At 32.6% G+C, this 17,631-nt stretch carries 16 protein-coding genes; 9 read left to right on the forward strand and 7 right to left on the reverse strand.

The features are described 5' to 3' along the window. Positions 1-33: 33 nt before the first annotated feature. Positions 34-1,113, reverse strand: coding sequence for a 3-dehydroquinate synthase (gene aroB, locus A9G17_RS08545; protein ID WP_065738340.1), 1,080 nt, complete (start codon positions 1,111-1,113; stop codon positions 34-36). 120 nt (positions 1,114-1,233) lie between these two features. Here aroB and A9G17_RS08550 point away from each other — a divergent pair, with 120 nt between their 5' ends. After that, positions 1,234-2,838, forward strand: coding sequence for an NAD+ synthase (locus tag A9G17_RS08550; RefSeq protein ID WP_065738341.1), 1,605 nt, complete (start codon positions 1,234-1,236; stop codon positions 2,836-2,838). Between the two features lie 24 nt (positions 2,839-2,862). Continuing rightward, entirely contained in the window at positions 2,863-3,201 is a 339-nt protein-coding gene (glnB, locus tag A9G17_RS08555; protein WP_039126013.1) for a nitrogen regulatory protein P-II, read from the forward strand. A gap of 6 nt (positions 3,202-3,207) precedes the next feature. Here the strand turns inward: glnB and A9G17_RS08560 are convergent, their stop codons facing one another. Next, positions 3,208-3,849: a hypothetical protein gene (locus A9G17_RS08560; protein ID WP_141677576.1), complete on the reverse strand. Its 642-nt coding sequence runs from the start codon at positions 3,847-3,849 to the stop codon at positions 3,208-3,210. 319 nt (positions 3,850-4,168) lie between these two features. Between A9G17_RS08560 and A9G17_RS08565 the strand changes: the two genes are divergently transcribed. Next, on the forward strand, positions 4,169-4,783 hold the full coding sequence (locus A9G17_RS08565; protein ID WP_065738343.1) for a TfoX/Sxy family protein: 615 nt from the start codon (positions 4,169-4,171) through the stop codon (positions 4,781-4,783). 111 nt (positions 4,784-4,894) lie between these two features. Here A9G17_RS08565 and rhlB read toward each other — a convergent pair whose 3' ends face one another. After that, a complete protein-coding gene (gene rhlB, locus A9G17_RS08570) occupies positions 4,895-6,124 on the reverse strand; it encodes an ATP-dependent RNA helicase RhlB (RefSeq protein WP_065738344.1) in 1,230 nt (409 codons plus the stop codon). 154 nt (positions 6,125-6,278) lie between these two features. Here rhlB and trxA point away from each other — a divergent pair, with 154 nt between their 5' ends. The 5 genes from trxA to nrdG all read left to right on the forward strand — a co-directional run bounded on the left by trxA (position 6,279) and on the right by nrdG (position 12,806). Beyond that, positions 6,279-6,605, forward strand: coding sequence for a thioredoxin TrxA (trxA, locus tag A9G17_RS08575; RefSeq protein WP_065738345.1), 327 nt, complete (start codon positions 6,279-6,281; stop codon positions 6,603-6,605). Positions 6,606-6,950: 345 nt separating this feature from the next. Beyond that, entirely contained in the window at positions 6,951-8,213 is a 1,263-nt protein-coding gene (rho, locus tag A9G17_RS08580; protein WP_065565045.1) for a transcription termination factor Rho, read from the forward strand. 174 nt (positions 8,214-8,387) lie between these two features. Beyond that, positions 8,388-9,803, forward strand: coding sequence for an NADP-dependent phosphogluconate dehydrogenase (gndA, locus tag A9G17_RS08585; protein ID WP_065738346.1), 1,416 nt, complete (start codon positions 8,388-8,390; stop codon positions 9,801-9,803). Positions 9,804-10,188: 385 nt separating this feature from the next. Further along, positions 10,189-12,324 (forward strand): anaerobic ribonucleoside-triphosphate reductase, encoded by a 2,136-nt coding sequence (nrdD, locus tag A9G17_RS08590; RefSeq protein WP_065738347.1) that lies wholly within the window; start codon positions 10,189-10,191, stop codon positions 12,322-12,324. 17 nt (positions 12,325-12,341) lie between these two features. After that, positions 12,342-12,806: an anaerobic ribonucleoside-triphosphate reductase-activating protein gene (nrdG, locus tag A9G17_RS08595; protein WP_065738348.1), complete on the forward strand. Its 465-nt coding sequence runs from the start codon at positions 12,342-12,344 to the stop codon at positions 12,804-12,806. A 10-nt stretch (positions 12,807-12,816) separates the two neighbouring features. On the opposite strand, the gene can is transcribed toward nrdG, so the two are convergent. From can to A9G17_RS08615, 4 genes are all read right to left on the reverse strand, one after another. After that, positions 12,817-13,479: a carbonate dehydratase gene (can, locus tag A9G17_RS08600; protein WP_065738349.1), complete on the reverse strand. Its 663-nt coding sequence runs from the start codon at positions 13,477-13,479 to the stop codon at positions 12,817-12,819. A gap of 68 nt (positions 13,480-13,547) precedes the next feature. Beyond that, a complete protein-coding gene (locus A9G17_RS08605; protein ID WP_065738350.1) occupies positions 13,548-14,606 on the reverse strand; it encodes an FAD-binding protein in 1,059 nt (352 codons plus the stop codon). A gap of 209 nt (positions 14,607-14,815) precedes the next feature. Beyond that, positions 14,816-15,856, reverse strand: a complete 1,041-nt coding sequence (locus A9G17_RS08610; RefSeq protein ID WP_065738351.1) for a CobW family GTP-binding protein — start codon at positions 15,854-15,856, stop codon at positions 14,816-14,818. 16 nt (positions 15,857-15,872) lie between these two features. Beyond that, positions 15,873-16,070, reverse strand: coding sequence for a YbdD/YjiX family protein (locus A9G17_RS08615; RefSeq protein ID WP_025314505.1), 198 nt, complete (start codon positions 16,068-16,070; stop codon positions 15,873-15,875). Positions 16,071-16,362: 292 nt separating this feature from the next. Here A9G17_RS08615 and murA point away from each other — a divergent pair, with 292 nt between their 5' ends. Further along, the gene (gene murA / locus A9G17_RS08620; protein WP_065738352.1) at positions 16,363-17,616 is read left to right on the forward strand and encodes a UDP-N-acetylglucosamine 1-carboxyvinyltransferase; all 1,254 of its coding nucleotides are present in this window, start codon (positions 16,363-16,365) and stop codon (positions 17,614-17,616) included. Positions 17,617-17,631 lie beyond the last annotated feature (15 nt).

Below are 17,631 nucleotides of genomic sequence, written 5' to 3' on the forward strand. Positions count from 1 at the left end.
ACAGAAATATTTAATATTATTAAAAATAGAGATTTAAACTTGTTGTATAGATTCAAATACTATCTCTTTTTCAATTCCATCAATAATTTCAGCATGTCCAATTTTAGTTGGTATTACCAAGCGTAATTGTCCTGATAGTACTTTTTTATCGCGCATCATATGTGGAAGGTAAGACTCTATGGACATTTGTTTAGGTTTTATTACAGGAAGTTTAGCTTTAATTAATAAGTTTTTTATACGATCAATATCATTATCTGTTAATTTATTTAATAATTTAGCGGTTTGAGCTGCCATGAGTATACCAACACTGATAGCTTCACCATGTAACCAATTGCCATATCCAAGTTCAGCCTCAATTGCATGCCCATAAGTATGACCTAGATTTAATATAGCGCGCATATCTTGTTCAGTTTCATCAGCTGCAACTATTTGGGCTTTAAGTTGGCAACAGCGATAAATACAGTAACTGAGTGCTTTGACATCTAGATTAAGTAACTCTTCAATATGTATTTCTAACCAATTAAAGAAATCTTCATCTAAAATAATCCCATATTTTATGACTTCGGCCAGACCTGCGGAAAATTCACGTTGAGGTAGAGTTTTTAAGCAATTCAAATCAATAACAACTGATTGAGGTTGATAAAAGGCACCAATCATATTTTTGCCTAATGGATGGTTAATAGCTGTTTTACCACCGACTGAAGAATCAACTTGTGATAATAGTGTCGTAGGCACTTGAATAAACTTAATTCCTCGTTGGTATGCCGATGCTGCAAAACCTGCAACATCACCTATTACGCCACCACCTAAAGCAATAAGTATGCTGTTACGTGTATGATTATTAGCAAGCAAAGCAGTTAAAATAGTATTCCATGTTTCCATGGTTTTATATTTTTCTCCATCTGGAACAATAATGAAATCCGTTTTCACACCATTCTTTTCTAGCATATCAATTAATGGTTGTAAATAAAGTGGAGCAATAGTTTCATTGGTAGCGATTAACACGCGCTGACCTGCCTGAAGTTTAAAATGGTGGAATTCATTTAGTAAATTTTCACCAATAATTATAGGATAACTACGTTTGGCTAGTGCTACATTTAAAATCTTTTGCATAATAATTTCCAATCCAGTCAAAGCTAATTTATTACTTCATGTTAACGATAAAAAAGTGGCAGCGCAACTTAGAATCATTTAAACTTAACGCCAATTTTTATTTGTGATTTTGAATTTTATATGTCTTTATCTACTGTTTTAGCACAAAAGAATTGGCGAGTTGGCGATATAGAGGGTAATACTGAACAAATTGTTGAGTTAATACATTGCCATTCATCTAATGACCTTATTATTTTTTCGGAACTTGCTATCTGCGGTTATCCGCCAGAAGATTTAATTTATCGTGCTGATTTTAAAGATCGGTGTGAAAAAGCGCTATCTTTAGTTCAACAGGCTAGTACTGATTGTGCTGTAATTATCGGTCATCCACATTGGCAAGATGGACATATCTATAATGCATTATCCTTTTTTTATGCAGGAAAGTTATTAACGCGATATCACAAACAACAGCTACCTAATTATGATGTTTTTGATGAGAAACGTTATTTTACCTCAGATAATCAGAGTTGTATTGTCGATTTTAAAGGTAAAAGAATTGGATTATTAATCTGTGAAGATCTTTGGCAAAATCAGCCTATCGATCAAATTAGTGCTCAGAATGCAGATTTAGTAATAACTATTAACGCTTCTCCTTATGACTATGAAAAACAGCAGCGTCGACACGATTTAATCAAAGCCCATGCCACTCGAACCCGATTACCTATTATTTATGTTAATCAAGTTGGTGGTCAAGATGAACTTGTTTTTGATGGCGGGTCTTTTGTTTGCAATGAATATGGTGATATTGTTTGCCAACTAAAATCGTTTGTAGAACAAGTCACTCGTTTTGAATTAGGTGTACCTAACCAAACTACTATTGCTGAAGATGAAAATCATCCTTTAGCGTCAGTATATGATGCATTGGTACTTGCAACACGTGATTATATTACCAAAAATGGTTTTCAAGGCGCAGTATTGGGTCTTTCTGGTGGTATTGATTCAGCGTTAACACTAGCTATTGCGGTTGATGCACTCGGCAAAGATAAGGTGCAAGCTGTTATGATGCCATTTCGTTATACGGCTGATATTAGTATTGCTGATGCCAAAGAAGAAGCTGAAATATTAGGTGTGGAATTTGATATTATTTCGATCGAACCAATGTTTGATGCGTTTATGTCATCTTTAAAACCTATGTTTGCAGGGACACAAAAAGATACTACAGAAGAAAATTTACAAGCACGTTGTCGTGGCGTTATTTTAATGGCTTTATCTAATAAAAGGCGACGTTTGGTATTAACAACTGGTAATAAAAGTGAGATGTCAGTAGGTTATGCTACGCTTTATGGAGATATGGCTGGAGGCTTTGATGTGCTCAAAGATGTACCTAAAACTATGGTGTTTGCATTATCAAAATATCGAAATACCCATTCATATGTTATTCCTGAAAGGGTAATTACTCGTCCTCCTTCAGCTGAATTGGCTCCAGATCAGAAAGACGAAGATAGTTTACCGCCATATGATATTTTAGATGGAATATTGAGTGGTTATGTTGAACAAGATCTTTCTGTTGAACAACTCATTGAGCAAGGTTATGATGAAATTACAGTTAGACGTGTTATTAAACTGGTTGACATTAATGAGTATAAACGACGTCAATCAGCTATTGGTCCAAAAATCACAATACGCAATTTTGGAAAAGGTAGACGTTATCCAATAACATCTGCATTTGGATTTAAAAATTGGTGATCTCGAATTGAGGAAAAAATAAGTATGAAAAAAATTGAAGCTATTATCAAACCATTCAAATTAGATGATATTCGAGAAGCGTTAGCCGATCAAGGTATAACGGGTATGACCGTTACTGAAGTGAAGGGTTTTGGTCGTCAAAAAGGGCATACAGAACTTTATCGTGGCGCTGAATATATGGTAGATTTTTTACCAAAAGTAAAAATTGAGCTTGTAGTTTCTGACGATATTTTAGAAACGTGTATCGAAACCATTATGAAAACTGCTCAAACTGGCAAAATCGGTGATGGGAAGATTTTTGTTTATAATGTCGAGCAAGTTATTCGTATTCGTACTGGAGAAATGGATGACTCGGCAATTTAGTTAAATTTATTTGATATCAGGGCGTTCTTGTTTAAGTAATTCTACAGTGACAATACCTTGAATTGAACAAATTAACAGATTCATATTTGCCCCTTTTTCAAGTAATAATAGCTTTTCAGTTGTATCCGGTGCAGGAATGGTTTTTACACCAACTACGGTACCGGTATTTTCATTCCATACATGTATTTCATCATTGATATTACGAATCATTGGATTAGCAATATAAAGCAAATTGTCTTCCATATTTTTCCAATCAATAAAATTCAATGTATCTTTAATTTCGTTAATGTCATTGTCAATAATAAAGCCCCAAAAATAATATTTTCCCATTTTTCCTAGATCCATGGCACTATCGTAATAGCCTTTAATTGTTAAATTTTTATAAGTCATAGGAATTTTGAAATAAGTATAGTTTTTATAGGTATCTGTACGATTTTCGACAGAAATATAAGCTTTATTCTTATCAAATGTTCGGATAGTTGTATATTTTTGCAATTCACTTTTGTTAACATAAACTTCTTTGAAAAAATTAGGATTACAAAGAGTCAATGATTGTATTAATGCAAGTTTATCTGCAGTTGCAGCAGATGAACAAAACAAAATAAACAAAATAACAGCAATTTTGATCATGTTAATGTGAATTGACAATATTGAAACCATATAATTCTTAGTACGTTGATTGTATAATTTTTACAACATAATAACAATGTTAAAGCATCTTTTCTTTTTAAAGAATTATTAAGATTTGTTTATTTATAATTAGTTTTTTATTAGAAACAAATATTAGAAGTACAAAAATATATTTTATCAAGTATTAATCTCATTTATGTTTATTTATGGAAGATAGATCCCAAAAATATGAATTTATTAAAAAAAATAGTTTGATTATTAAATTATTTACTATAACTTAATTTAAGTAGTAAGTTATTTATGTTATTCAATTAATTAAGTTAAGTAGAGATAAATTATGAGTTCAACATTTACAAATAAAATCCTTAAGGATTTATCTTCCTTTGATGATATTTCAATCAAAACCTTTTTTGGGGGATTTAGCATTAATAGCAGAGGAGTAATGTTCGGTTGGATTGGCGAACAGGAGTTTTATTTAAGAGGTCATTCTCATTATCGTTCAGTTTTTATCGAGTTAGGAATGACAACTTTAACTTTACCTTCAGGTATTTCGACAAAATCGTTAGATTATTACAAGGTAAGTGATGAATTATTTGAGGATTCACAAACATTTCATTCCATGGTTAAAATGGTTATTAAATATGCTCAGTTAGAACAAGATGAGAAAATCAAGTTAAAAAAGCATAGAATTAAAACACTCCCCAATATAACACTATCATTAGAAAAATTACTATTTAGTGTTGGTATTACTAATATAGAAATATTTTATAAAGTAGGATATTTAGAAGCATATTACAGGATGAAAAATAAAAATTCTCGTATTTCGAATAATGTTTTATTTATTTTATATGGCTCATTGAATCATCGTCATGTTGCATCATTATCTAAAGCAACTAAAAAACAGATTGAATTAGCATATGAAGATTTTTTAAAAGACAAAAAAGAAAATTAATTATTTAATTTTTAATTAATTTATTTTGCTAACAGTTATCTTAATTATGGTTAATATTTTAAGATAACTGTATTTGATTATAATAATATAAGTAAATTCTATATTATTGTATTATGTAGATGATCTTCTACGAGGTGCACGTTTGAAAGTTTTTGGCATGGGTAAATCAACTAATAATGCAGATGGATCATATTGGCTAACGGGAATAGTATGATCAATTGCTTTTTCAATTGCCGGTAAATTTTGAGAATAACGTTCACAAGCAAGTGAAATTGAGTAACCTTCAGCCCCTGCACGTCCTGTTCTTCCAATTCTATGACGATAGTCATCACAATCATCCGGCAGATCATAATTAAAAACATGTGTAACATCAGGAATATGTAAACCACGTGCGGCAACATCCGTTGCGACTAAAATATCTAGATCGCCACGAGTAAACTGTTCTAAAATTGACAAACGTTTTTTCTGAGCAATATCGCCGGTTAATAGCCCTACACGATGACCATCTGCAATTAAATGTCGCCATATTTTTTCACAGGCCACTTTAGTGTTAGCAAATACGATACAGCGATCGGGCCATTCTTCTTCAATAAGTGTTTGTAGCAGTGCAAGTTTATCTTCATTGGATGGAAAAAATAGCTCTTCTTTGATACGGTGACCAATTTTTTGCTCAGGCTCAACCTCAACATATTGTGGATTATTCATATGCTCAAAAGCTAATTCACGTACATTATGTGTTAATGTTGCTGAAAATAACATGGTCAATCGTTTTGAAGGAGGAGACATATGTTTAAAAATCCAGCGGACATCACGTATAAACCCTAAGTCAAACATACGATCGGCTTCATCCAAAACGGCAACCTGAATTGCTTCTAAATTTATATAATTTTGTTTGGCATAGTCGATTAATCGCCCTGTGGTAGCAATTAAAATATCTACGCCAGCTGATAACATTTTTAATTGTTTATCATAGCCGTCACCGCCAAAAGCTAAACCTAATTTAAGACCTGTTTCTTCAGATAATACTTCTGCATCGTGATAAATTTGTACCACAAGCTCACGAGTTGGGGCTATAATGATCGCCCTAGGTTGGTTTGCTTTATGATCTGGTAACGGCTCATGATTTAATAAATGATTAAACGTTGAGGCCAAAAAAGCAATGGTTTTACCTGTTCCTGTCTGTCCTTGCCCAGCTATATCAACTCCATTTGTTGTTAACGGTAATGTTTGTTCTTGAATTGGCGTACAATAAGTAAAGCCTTTCTTATCAAGTGCTTTTATCACTAGAGGATGTAATGGAAATTGACTAAAAGTTGTTTTGGTAAGATAAGATGGAATCATTGTGGTTTCAAATGTAATTATCAATATTTGAGAATTATAGCATATTAGTCATACAGACATCACTAATAATTATGTCCTATTATACTAATTACTAGTGGAAAAACAGAAAATTTATTAATATTATAAATATAAATATTTATTGGGGGATAAACAAATGAGTAATAATATTGTTTCACTTTCTGAGGCGACATTTGACAAACAAATCAATGATGCTGAAAAACCAGTATTGATTGATTTCTGGGCTGAATGGTGTGGACCTTGTAAAATGATTGCGCCAATTTTAGAAGAAGTTGCACAAGAATACGCTAATAAAGTGCTTTTTGCTAAAGTAAATATTGAGGAAAATCCTAATATAGCCCCTAAATTTAATATACGTGGAATCCCTACACTATTGATTTTCAAACATGGTAAAGTTGTTGCAACGCAAGTGGGAGCCTTATCTAAAGCACAGCTTAAAAGCTTTATTGATGAGCAACTTTAATTGTGTTAAATAGTTATTACAAAAAATAAGAGTAATGAAAATTACTCTTATTTTTTATTTTAAATAAATATATCTCTATACATAAACTATAATTAAGTATAGACATAGTACCTTTTTTAGTGTACATTGCTAACCTCTTACAAGAACTCCTTTCTGCAATCCATTGTTTTTATTGATTAAGTGGGTAAATAGTTTATATCTAAACGTATATTATCATAAGAAATTAATAATTGATTACGTTTGTTTATTGCCAGAAAGAGGTTTTTATAAGTAAATTAAAAAAATATACAAAAAATAGCGGTAATTGCAAACATATCAATTTTATCCTCAAGAATTTTTAAAATTATGAATTTAACTGAATTAAAAAACACTTCTGTCTCCGAGCTTGTAACGCTTGGCGAAAAAACAATGGGTCTTGAAAATCTTGCTCGTCTTAGAAAACAAGACATTATTTTTGCAATTTTAAAGCAGCATGCTAAAAGTGGTGAAGATATTTTTGGCGATGGCGTACTTGAAATTTTGCAAGATGGGTTTGGTTTCTTACGTTCTGCCGATAGTTCATATTTAGCTGGACCTGACGATATTTATGTATCACCAAGCCAAATTAGGCGATTTAATTTAAGAACAGGTGATACAATTGCTGGTAAAATCAGACCACCAAAAGAAGGCGAACGTTATTTTGCTTTACTTAAAGTTAACGAAGTTAATCATGATAAACCTGAAGATGCTCGCAATAAAATCCTCTTTGAAAACTTAACCCCACTTCATCCAAACTCTCGATTACGTATGGAACGCGGTAATGGTTCTACTGAAGATATTACTGCTAGAGTACTTGATTTAGCTTCACCGATTGGTAAAGGTCAACGTGGTTTGATTGTCGCACCTCCAAAAGCTGGTAAAACCATGCTTCTGCAAAATATTGCACAAAGTTTGGCTGTAAACCATCCTGAGTGTGAACTTGTGGTATTGATGATTGATGAACGTCCAGAAGAAGTCACTGAAATGCAACGTTTAGTAAAAGGTGAAGTAGTTGCATCAACTTTTGATGAGCCTGCTGCAAGGCATGTTCAGGTTGCTGAAATGGTTATTGAACGGGCTAAACGTTTAGTAGAACATAAAAAAGATGTCATTATTTTGCTCGATTCGATTACCCGCCTAGCTCGAGCCTATAATACGGTTGTTCCATCATCAGGTAAAGTATTAACTGGTGGTGTAGATGCAAATGCATTACATCGACCAAAACGTTTTTTTGGTGCTGCGCGTAATGTAGAAGAAGGTGGTAGTTTAACTATTATTGCAACTGCACTGATTGATACTGGTTCAAAAATGGATGAAGTTATTTACGAAGAGTTTAAAGGTACTGGTAATATGGAGGTACATTTATCTCGTAAAATTGCAGAGCGACGTGTATTCCCTGCAATTGACTTTAATCGTTCTGGTACACGTAAAGAAGATTTAATGACTTCACCAGATGAATTACAGAAAATGTGGATTTTGCGCAAAATTCTTAACCCAATGGGTGAAATCGACGCGATGGAATTTTTAATTGATAAACTTGCCATGACTAAAACGAATGATGAGTTTTTTGAAATGATGAAGCGTTCATGATTTGCGTAATGAGTACTAAATATCATTAAAGTTGCTAAAAAAGCCGTATTATATCTGATACGGTTTTTTTGTGGAAAAATATAGCGTAATTTATAAAACTTAAATAAGTTTTAGGTATTGTTAAAAAGCCTTAGTGTTTAAGGTTATATATAGATTTAATATAGGAGCCAAATCATGTCTAAACAACAAATCGGTGTTATTGGAATGGCAGTTATGGGGCGCAATCTTGCTCTCAATATTGAAAGTCGTGGATTTTCTGTTGCTATCTATAATCGTTCTAAAGATAAAACAGAACAAGTAATGGCGGAGCATTCTGATAAGCAATTGGTTCCTTACTTCACTATTGAAGATTTTGTAAATTCATTAGAAAAACCTCGCCGTATCCTTATTATGGTTCAAGCAGGTAAAGGAACAGATGCCGTTATTAATGAGTTACGTCCACTATTAGATAAAGGTGATATTATTATTGATGGCGGAAATGCGTATTTTGAAGATACCATTCGCCGAAATAAAATGCTTTCCGATGAAGGTTTTAACTTTATTGGGGCCGGTGTTTCTGGTGGTGAAGAAGGTGCGTTAAAAGGTCCTTCAATTATGCCTGGGGGTCAAAAAGAAGCATATGCATTAGTTGCGCCCATATTAGAAAAAATAGCCGCTAAAGCTAATGGTGAACCATGTGTTGCTTATATTGGTCCAAATGGTGCAGGTCATTATGTTAAAATGGCGCATAATGGTATTGAATATGGTGATATGCAGCTTATAGCTGAAAGTTATTCAGTTTTAAAACATGTTGTAGGTCTAACTAATGATGAATTAGCTAATGTTTTTTCTGACTGGAATAAGGGTGAATTAAATAGCTATTTAATTGAGATTACGGCTGATATTTTTAAATTTAAAGATGAAGATGGCAAATATCTTGTTGATGTGATTTTAGATGCCGCTGGTAATAAAGGTACCGGTAAATGGACGAGTCAAAGTGCTTTAGATCTTGGCGAACCTTTATCATTGATAACTGAATCGGTGTTTGCTCGTTATCTTTCTGCAATTAAAGATCAACGTGTGGCTGCATCAAAAGTATTAAAAGGGCCTAAACAAAATCCTTATGCTGGTGACAAGAAAGAGTTGATTGAAAAAGTGCGTAAAGCATTGTATATGGGTAAAATTATCTCTTATGCACAAGGGTTTGCACAGTTAAAAGCTGCTTCTCATAAATATCAATGGAATTTAAATTATGGAGAAATAGCCAAAATCTTTAGGGCTGGATGTATTATTCGTGCACAATTCTTGCAAAAAATTACAGATGCCTATGCAGATAATAATGAGATTGATAATTTGTTATTAGCACCTTATTTCAATCAAACTGTCGAAGTTTATCAACAGTCATTGCGTGATGTAATCTCGTTAGCTATCCAACAAGGTATTGCTGTGCCAACGCTTTCAGCAGCTATAGCCTATTATGATAGTTATCGTTCTGCTGTATTACCAGCTAATTTAATTCAAGCACAGCGAGATTATTTTGGTGCTCATACTTATCAACGTATCGATAAAGAGGGTGTTTTCCATACTGATTGGTTAAACATTGAATCATAATTATTTTTAATTTAAGCAATAATTTTTGTTATAAGAGTGTAAGATTGCCTTACACTCTTATAATAATTGTTTTCTTATCATCCAATAAATTCATTCGAATTTTTTAAGCTACCTATAAAAAGGCTTGTAGTACTTGATCTTTGCTTTGTCAAGCAATTTTATTTACTAAAAAATCTGGAAAAACACAATATATGGTGTATAATTCAATTATATTTACTATATGTAGTATCATCTAAGCAATGTGAAAATTCCGGTCTATATCAAATAAAGTCTAATATTCTAATAAAAAAATCAATTGTTTTAATCATTACAATGAACATGAGTATTAATATTGATATAAATCCTATGCTAACTACTATTTATTAATGAATGTTGAGGAGTATATATGCCTGTAGTAATTAAACGTGATGGTTGCCAGACCGCATTTAATGAAGGTCGAATCAGAGATGCTATCGTTAAAGCAGCAGTTGCTGCTAATGTTAATGATCCAGATTATTGTGCTGCTGTTGCCCAAGAGATTACTAATCAAATGGCTGAGCGTGAGAGTGTCGATATTAACGAAATTCAAAACGCAGTTGAAAATCAGCTTATGTCAGGCCCTTATAAAAAGTTAGCAAGAACCTATATTGAGTATAGACATGATCGCGATCGAGAACGTGAACAACGTAGTCGATTAACTCAGGATATTCGTGGTTTAATTGAACAAAGTAATGTTGCAATCTTAAATGAAAATGCTAATAAAGATAGTAAAGTTATTCCTACACAACGAGACTTGCTTGCGGGGATTGTGGCAAAGCATTACGCTAAACAATATCTATTACCTAAAGAAATTTCACGAGCCCATGATTGTGGTGAAATTCATTATCATGATCTCGACTATGCACCATTTTTTCCAATGTTTAACTGTATGCTAATCGATTTAGATGGTATGTTAACAAATGGCTTCAAAATGGGGAATGCTGAAATTGAACCTCCAAAATCAATTGCGACGGCTACGGCAGTAACAGCGCAAATTATTGCTCAAGTTGCTAGTCATATTTATGGTGGAACAACTATAAATCGTATTGATGAAATTTTAGCTAAATTTGTCACTATCAGTTATCAAAAACATAAACAAGTAGCAGAAGAATGGAATATTTCAAATCCAGAAGCTTATGCTGAGAGTCGTACTCAAAAAGAGTGTTATGATGCTTTTCAATCTTTAGAATATGAGGTCAATACTTTACATACTGCTAATGGTCAAACTCCATTTGTTACTTTTGGCTTTGGTCTAGGGACAAGCTGGGAGTCACGCTTAATTCAAGAGTCAATTCTTAAAGTTCGTATAAAAGGTTTAGGTAAAAATCATAAAACGGCTGTTTTTCCAAAATTAGTTTTTGCAATTAAAGATGGAATTAATCATAAACCAAACGATGTAAATTATGATATTAAGCAACTTGCATTAGAGTGCGCAAGCAAACGTATGTACCCAGATATATTAAATTACGATAAAGTCGTTGAAGTCACTGGTTCATTCAAAACACCAATGGGATGTCGAAGTTTTTTAGGCGTTTATGAAGAAGATGGTCATAAAATTCATGACGGTCGTAATAATTTAGGCGTAATTAGTTTAAATCTTCCACGTATTGCAATTGAAGCACATGGCGATGAATCGCAGTTTTGGAAAATTTTAGATAAACGTTTAGCTCTATGTAAAAAAGCCTTAATGACACGTATTGCTCGTTTAGAAGGGGTTAAAGCCCGTGTAGCACCTATTTTATATATGGAAGGCGCTTGTGGTGTGCGACTAAAAGAAGATGATAGCGTGTCTGAAATATTCAAAAATGGTCGTGCATCTATTTCATTAGGCTATATAGGTATTCATGAAACTCTAAATGCACTTTATGGTAATCAAACTCACCCATTTGATAATGAAACTTTACGTCAAAAAGGTATTGCCATTGTTGAACATTTACGTAAAGCTGTAGAACAATGGAAAGATGAGACTGGTTATGGTTTTAGCTTGTACAGTACACCAAGCGAAAATTTGTGTGATCGTTTCTGTAGACTTGATACTGCTGAGTTTGGCATCATTTCTGGTGTCACTGATAAAGGTTATTATACAAACAGTTTTCATCTTGATGTTGAGAAAAAAGTTAATCCATATGAAAAAATTGAGTTTGAGAAAGCTTATCCACCAGTAGCAAGTGGCGGATTTATCTGTTATGGAGAATATCCTAATATGATAAATAATATTAAAGCATTAGAAGATGTTTGGGACTATAGCTATAGCCGAGTACCTTACTATGGTACTAATACACCAATTGATGAGTGTTATGAATGTGGTTATACGGGTGAATTTTCTTGTACCAGTAAAGGCTTTGTTTGCCCAAGCTGTGGTAATCATGATTCATCTAAAGTCTCAGTGACTCGTCGTGTTTGTGGTTACTTAGGTAGTCCTGATGCCCGTCCATTTAATGCTGGAAAACAAGAAGAAGTCAAACGTCGAGTTAAACATTTAAATAATGGTCAAATTGGTTAATCATTGTTTTAAAAAATATGAATTATCATCGCTATTATCCTGTTGATGTTGTAAATGGCGAAGGAACCCGTTGTGTACTTTTTGTTGCTGGCTGTGAACATCAATGTCCGGGTTGTTATAACAAAAGTACATGGGGAGTTAATTCAGGTTCGCCGTTTACACAATCACTTGAAGATCAAATCATTAAAGATTTACAAGATACAGAAATAAAACGTCAAGGATTATCGCTTTCTGGTGGTGATCCTTTACATCCAAAAAATGTTCCAGCAATATTAAAACTTGTTAAACGTGTTAAATCTGAATGTGATAATAAAGATATTTGGCTATGGACTGGATATAAACTTGGTGAATTAAGTACTGATCAACAAGAAGTTGTATCTTATATTGATGTGCTAATTGATGGTAAATTTGTCCGAGAACTTGCTGATCCTCGACTGTTATGGCGAGGAAGTAGCAATCAAATCATTTACCGTTTTAAGTAAAGCTTTAAAATTATTGTTGTAATTTATGTAAATTTAAAAGATAGGAAATTGCTTCTCGATAATTAATTTCGAGATTTTCACGACTAGATGATGTGATATGTAAATCAGTAATTTTGCCATTATCGATACCATAAACCCAGCCATGTAAATTCGCTCTTTGACCGCGTTGCCATGCTGATTGAATAATCGTTGAATGGCCTAAATTATAAACTTGTTCAATAACATTAAGCTCACACAAAATATCTAATCTGATATCTGGTGGAAACTCACCAATAAGAGAACTATTACGAAACCATAAATCACGAATATGCAGCAACCAGTTGTTAATTAATCCTATGTCGGGATTTTCAACCGCAGCTCTTATTCCACCACATCCTAAATGTCCACATACTATAATATCTTCTATTTTTAGCACATCAACGGCATATTGCACAACAGATAGACAATTTAGATCTGTATGAATAACCAAATTACCGACATTTCGATGAACAAACAATTCACCGGGTTTCAGCTTAATTAATCTTTCAGCTGGAACTCGGCTATCTGAACAACCAATCCATAAAAATTTTGGATTTTGTGCAATGGCAAGTTGTTTAAAAAATTCGGGATCTTCTTGCTCTATTTTTTCTGACCATTCGTGATTAAAACGGATTAAATCGTTAACATTAAACATTGTAACTATTCCTTGTATTATATATTTATTATTATTGAGTTATTTAACTGGTATAAATTCTATACTAATTAATTCGTTTTTATATGTTGGATCTTACTTTTCATAATAATTTTTCGCCAAATTGGAGTAGTTAATATTTTGGCTTTAATAATTTTGCTATATAGTTTAAGACGTAATGGTATTGTTTTTTGATAATATCGCTTATTTGGTTTCGATTGACCATTGTTTAATATTTTGCTTAAAATCTCAGCGCTGTCAAGAGCGTAACTGATTCCTTCTAATGAACTTGCACTTATAAATCCTGCTGCTTCACCTATTAAAAATATATTTTCATTGCCAGTATAAAAGTCACGGAAACGATTAGGATAGATAACTAAACATTTTTCAACTTTCACCGATTCGCCAAAGATAAAACCTTGTTGAGTTATTTTATGTTTTAATTGTTCAAAATGTTTATTGGCATTTTTTTTAGGAAATGCTCCGCCAAGTATAAAATAACCATCTTTAGACATACTCCAAGCATAGCAATTGGTTAATTGGTTATCAAAAATACAAGAATAAAAAGGATTTGAATGTTTTTCTGTAAACCATTGTTGAATTGCTACATATTGTCTGATGGAATGATTTGGATAACGCATTCGTCTAACAACTGAATTTGCACCATCAGCCCCAATTACATATTGAGCAGTAACATTATGTTCTATTTGATTTTCATCGACATAAGTAATTTGATAACCATCAATGATTCTCCTTACTTCTTTACACAGAGTGTTATGTAAAATTGTAACTGTGGTAGGAATAAGTGACTTTAGCCATAGATCAAACTTATGTCTATCAAAACTAATATAGCTACGTTGATAGTTACGGACTAATTTAGTTTGTAAATCTATAGTTTTAACACTGAAAATTTGTGGATTGGTTAAAATATCAGTTGGAATATTTAATTTTTGTCTAATGAATGATTTTTGAGCATCATTTGCCAATAATCCTCCACAAGGTTTATGAAAGCCTTTATCGCCAGTTTGATATTTTTTATCTAAAGCAATAATCTTAAAAGATGGGTTAAGTAAACGTGCTAACGTACTACCTGCAGGGCCTAAGCCAATGATTGCAATATCGTAATCCATATTATTATATTACTTACTCAATAAATTTAAAAAAGCTTGTCATATTATCATATATAAAATAAAAAGTGACTATTATGGTTATACTCTTGTTAATTTAGATTTTTGTAAAGATCTTTCAGGTTAACTATACGTTTGAGTATAAAAATAGATGGTCAAATCACCAATAAAATAGAAATTATTTTTTTATTGTGTTAAACATGTTCTAATTTTTATTTAGCAATAGTTTTTAAAAATTCGTGATTCAAATCATCAAATGGCAAAATACGACTAATTACGACTAATCGAGATATTTTTTCAGAAGGATCTTGCCATGAAGAACCATAATCGAAACCAACAACTTTATGCACTCCTTGAACAATCAAACGTTGTGGGTTATCTTTAATCGCTAATATACCTTTATACCGTAACATGTCATTACCATATTGCTCAATTAAGTTTTCCATAAATGAGCCTATCTTTTTCAAATCAAGCTCACCAGCTTCAAAAAGATAGGAGCAAATATCATCTTTCCATGATTGAGTGTGATTTTGTAATGGAAGAATTTTAAAATTAGTTTCAATTTTTTTTAATGGATTGACAACAAAAAAACCTTTATTAATGATTAAATCGTCATTTAAATCGAATGAATGAATGTCAATCCATTGTGATTTTGGTATTTGTCCATTTATCGCTACAATGATTGCAGCTTTATTATTAATTTTATTAATTCTACTAATAATCTCATTTTTTTGCTGTTCACTTACACAGTCAGTTTTAGTAATAATAATTCGATCAGCAAATCCAATCTGTGAAAGTGCTACTCTATGTTCATCTAAGTGTTGTAAAATATGTTGAGCATCAACTAAAGTAATAATAGCATCAAGTTTAATCGTTTCACGAATCAAATCGTCAATAAAAAATGTTTGAATAATTGGTGCAGGATCGGCAAGTCCTGTAGTTTCGATAATAAGACGATCGAATGTTAATTCACCAGCTATGCGCTGAGCATGTAATTTATGAAGCGCATCGGTAAGTTCACCTTGTACGGTGCAGCAGATGCAACCATTGGTCATCTCAACAATTTGAATATCGCAATGGGCATTTAATAAATCACTATCAAGATTTATTTGACCAAATTCATTTTCAATAATGATTATTTTTTCGTTACGATTATTTTCTAATAAATGATTAATTAATGTAGTTTTACCTGAACCGAGAAATCCTGTTAGTAAAGTGACAGGTAGTGGTTGCAAAATAATTGGGTTTGTCATTTGTTATCTCTAAATTTTAGCAACATTTAAATCCACCTTTACCACCATAACGTGCATCTTGTCGTTCTTTAAAAAATTCCTCATAAGTCATAGGTGTTTGTTCAGGATGGGTTAGTTTCATGTGTTGAACATAATTATCGTAATCAGGGATACCGACCATAAGCTTAGCAGCTTGACCGAGATATTTTCCTGCTTTGGCAAGTGAATCGAACATGTTTTATCTCTTAATTATTTTGAAAAGAATATTAGGAGTTATAATTTTTCTCGTAATCGACCGTATTAATAATTAACGCATTTTCAATATAAGGTGCTATCTAAATTGAGTCAATCATTGATTTGAAGTAATTTATAAAATTACATAAAAATCGACAATATTATCGAATAATAATGGATGAAATTTATCTTAGCTCTTTTAATGAATTAAATATATTTTTATTAAATTGATTTATATATTAATAAATAACTTTTATAATATTGACTAATTTATTATTTATTAGAGTTTAATAATGGAAAAGTTTCTCCTTAAAGGTCCAACTTCTTTAAACGGTGAAGTTATTATTTCAGGCGCTAAAAACGCTGCTTTGCCTATTTTATTTGCTGCTATTTTAGCAGAAAAACCTGTAGAGCTAAAAAATGTACCTAAGTTAAAAGATATTGATACTACACTGGAACTATTAAGTCAGTTAGGTGTGAAATGTCAACGCAATGGTTCTGTCCAGCTTAATGCGGCTCATCTTAATAATTATTGCGCACCTTATGAATTAGTAAAAACTATGCGAGCTTCCATTTGGGCGTTGGGACCATTGGTTGCTCGTTTTGGTCAAGGACAGGTTTCATTACCTGGCGGTTGTGCGATTGGTGCAAGACCTGTTGATCTTCATATTACTGGGCTTCAGCAATTAGGTGCAAAAATTATTTTGGATGAAGGATATGTTAAAGCTACTGTAGATGGTCGATTAAAAGGCGCTCATATTGTTATGGATAAAGTGAGTGTTGGCGCTACAGTGACGATTATGTCTGCTGCAACTTTAGCCGAAGGTAAAACGATAATTGAAAATGCAGCATGTGAGCCAGAAATTGTTGATACAGCTAAATTCTTAAATATGCTTGGTGCTAAAATTACCGGTGCTGGAACAATGCGCATTGAAATTGAAGGAGTTGAAAGTTTAGGTGGTGGTACGCATGAAATTGTTTCAGATCGAATTGAAACAGGAACTTTTTTAGTAGCTGCTGCTATTTCAAAAGGAAAAATTACTTGTCGTAAAACTGATCCAAACCTGCTTGATGCTGTCATATCAAAATTAAAAGAAGCTGGTGCACATATTGAAGTCGGTGACGATTGGATTTGTTTAGATATGCAAAATAAACGAGCAAAAGCTGTAAATATCCATACAGCCCCACATCCAGGTTTTCCTACAGACATGCAAGCACAATTTTCATTATTAAATATGGTTGCTGAAGGTACTGGAATTATTAAAGAAACGATTTTTGAAAATCGATTTATGCATGTGCCAGAATTAATCCGTATGGGTGCTAGAGCAGAAATTGAAGGTAATACACTAATTACTCATGGCGTAGAAAAACTCAGTGGTACACAAGTAATGGCGACAGATTTACGAGCATCAGCAAGTTTAGTGTTGGCTGGTTGTATTGCAGAAGGTTCAACAATCGTTGACCGCATTTACCACATTGATAGAGGTTATGACAATATTGAAGAAAAACTACGAGGTTTAGGAGCAAATATTGAAAGGGTGAAATAAAATTCATCATAATTA

The organism is Gilliamella sp. wkB7, from assembly GCF_001693435.1.
Lineage (GTDB): Bacteria > Pseudomonadota > Gammaproteobacteria > Enterobacterales > Orbaceae > Gilliamella > Gilliamella apicola_N.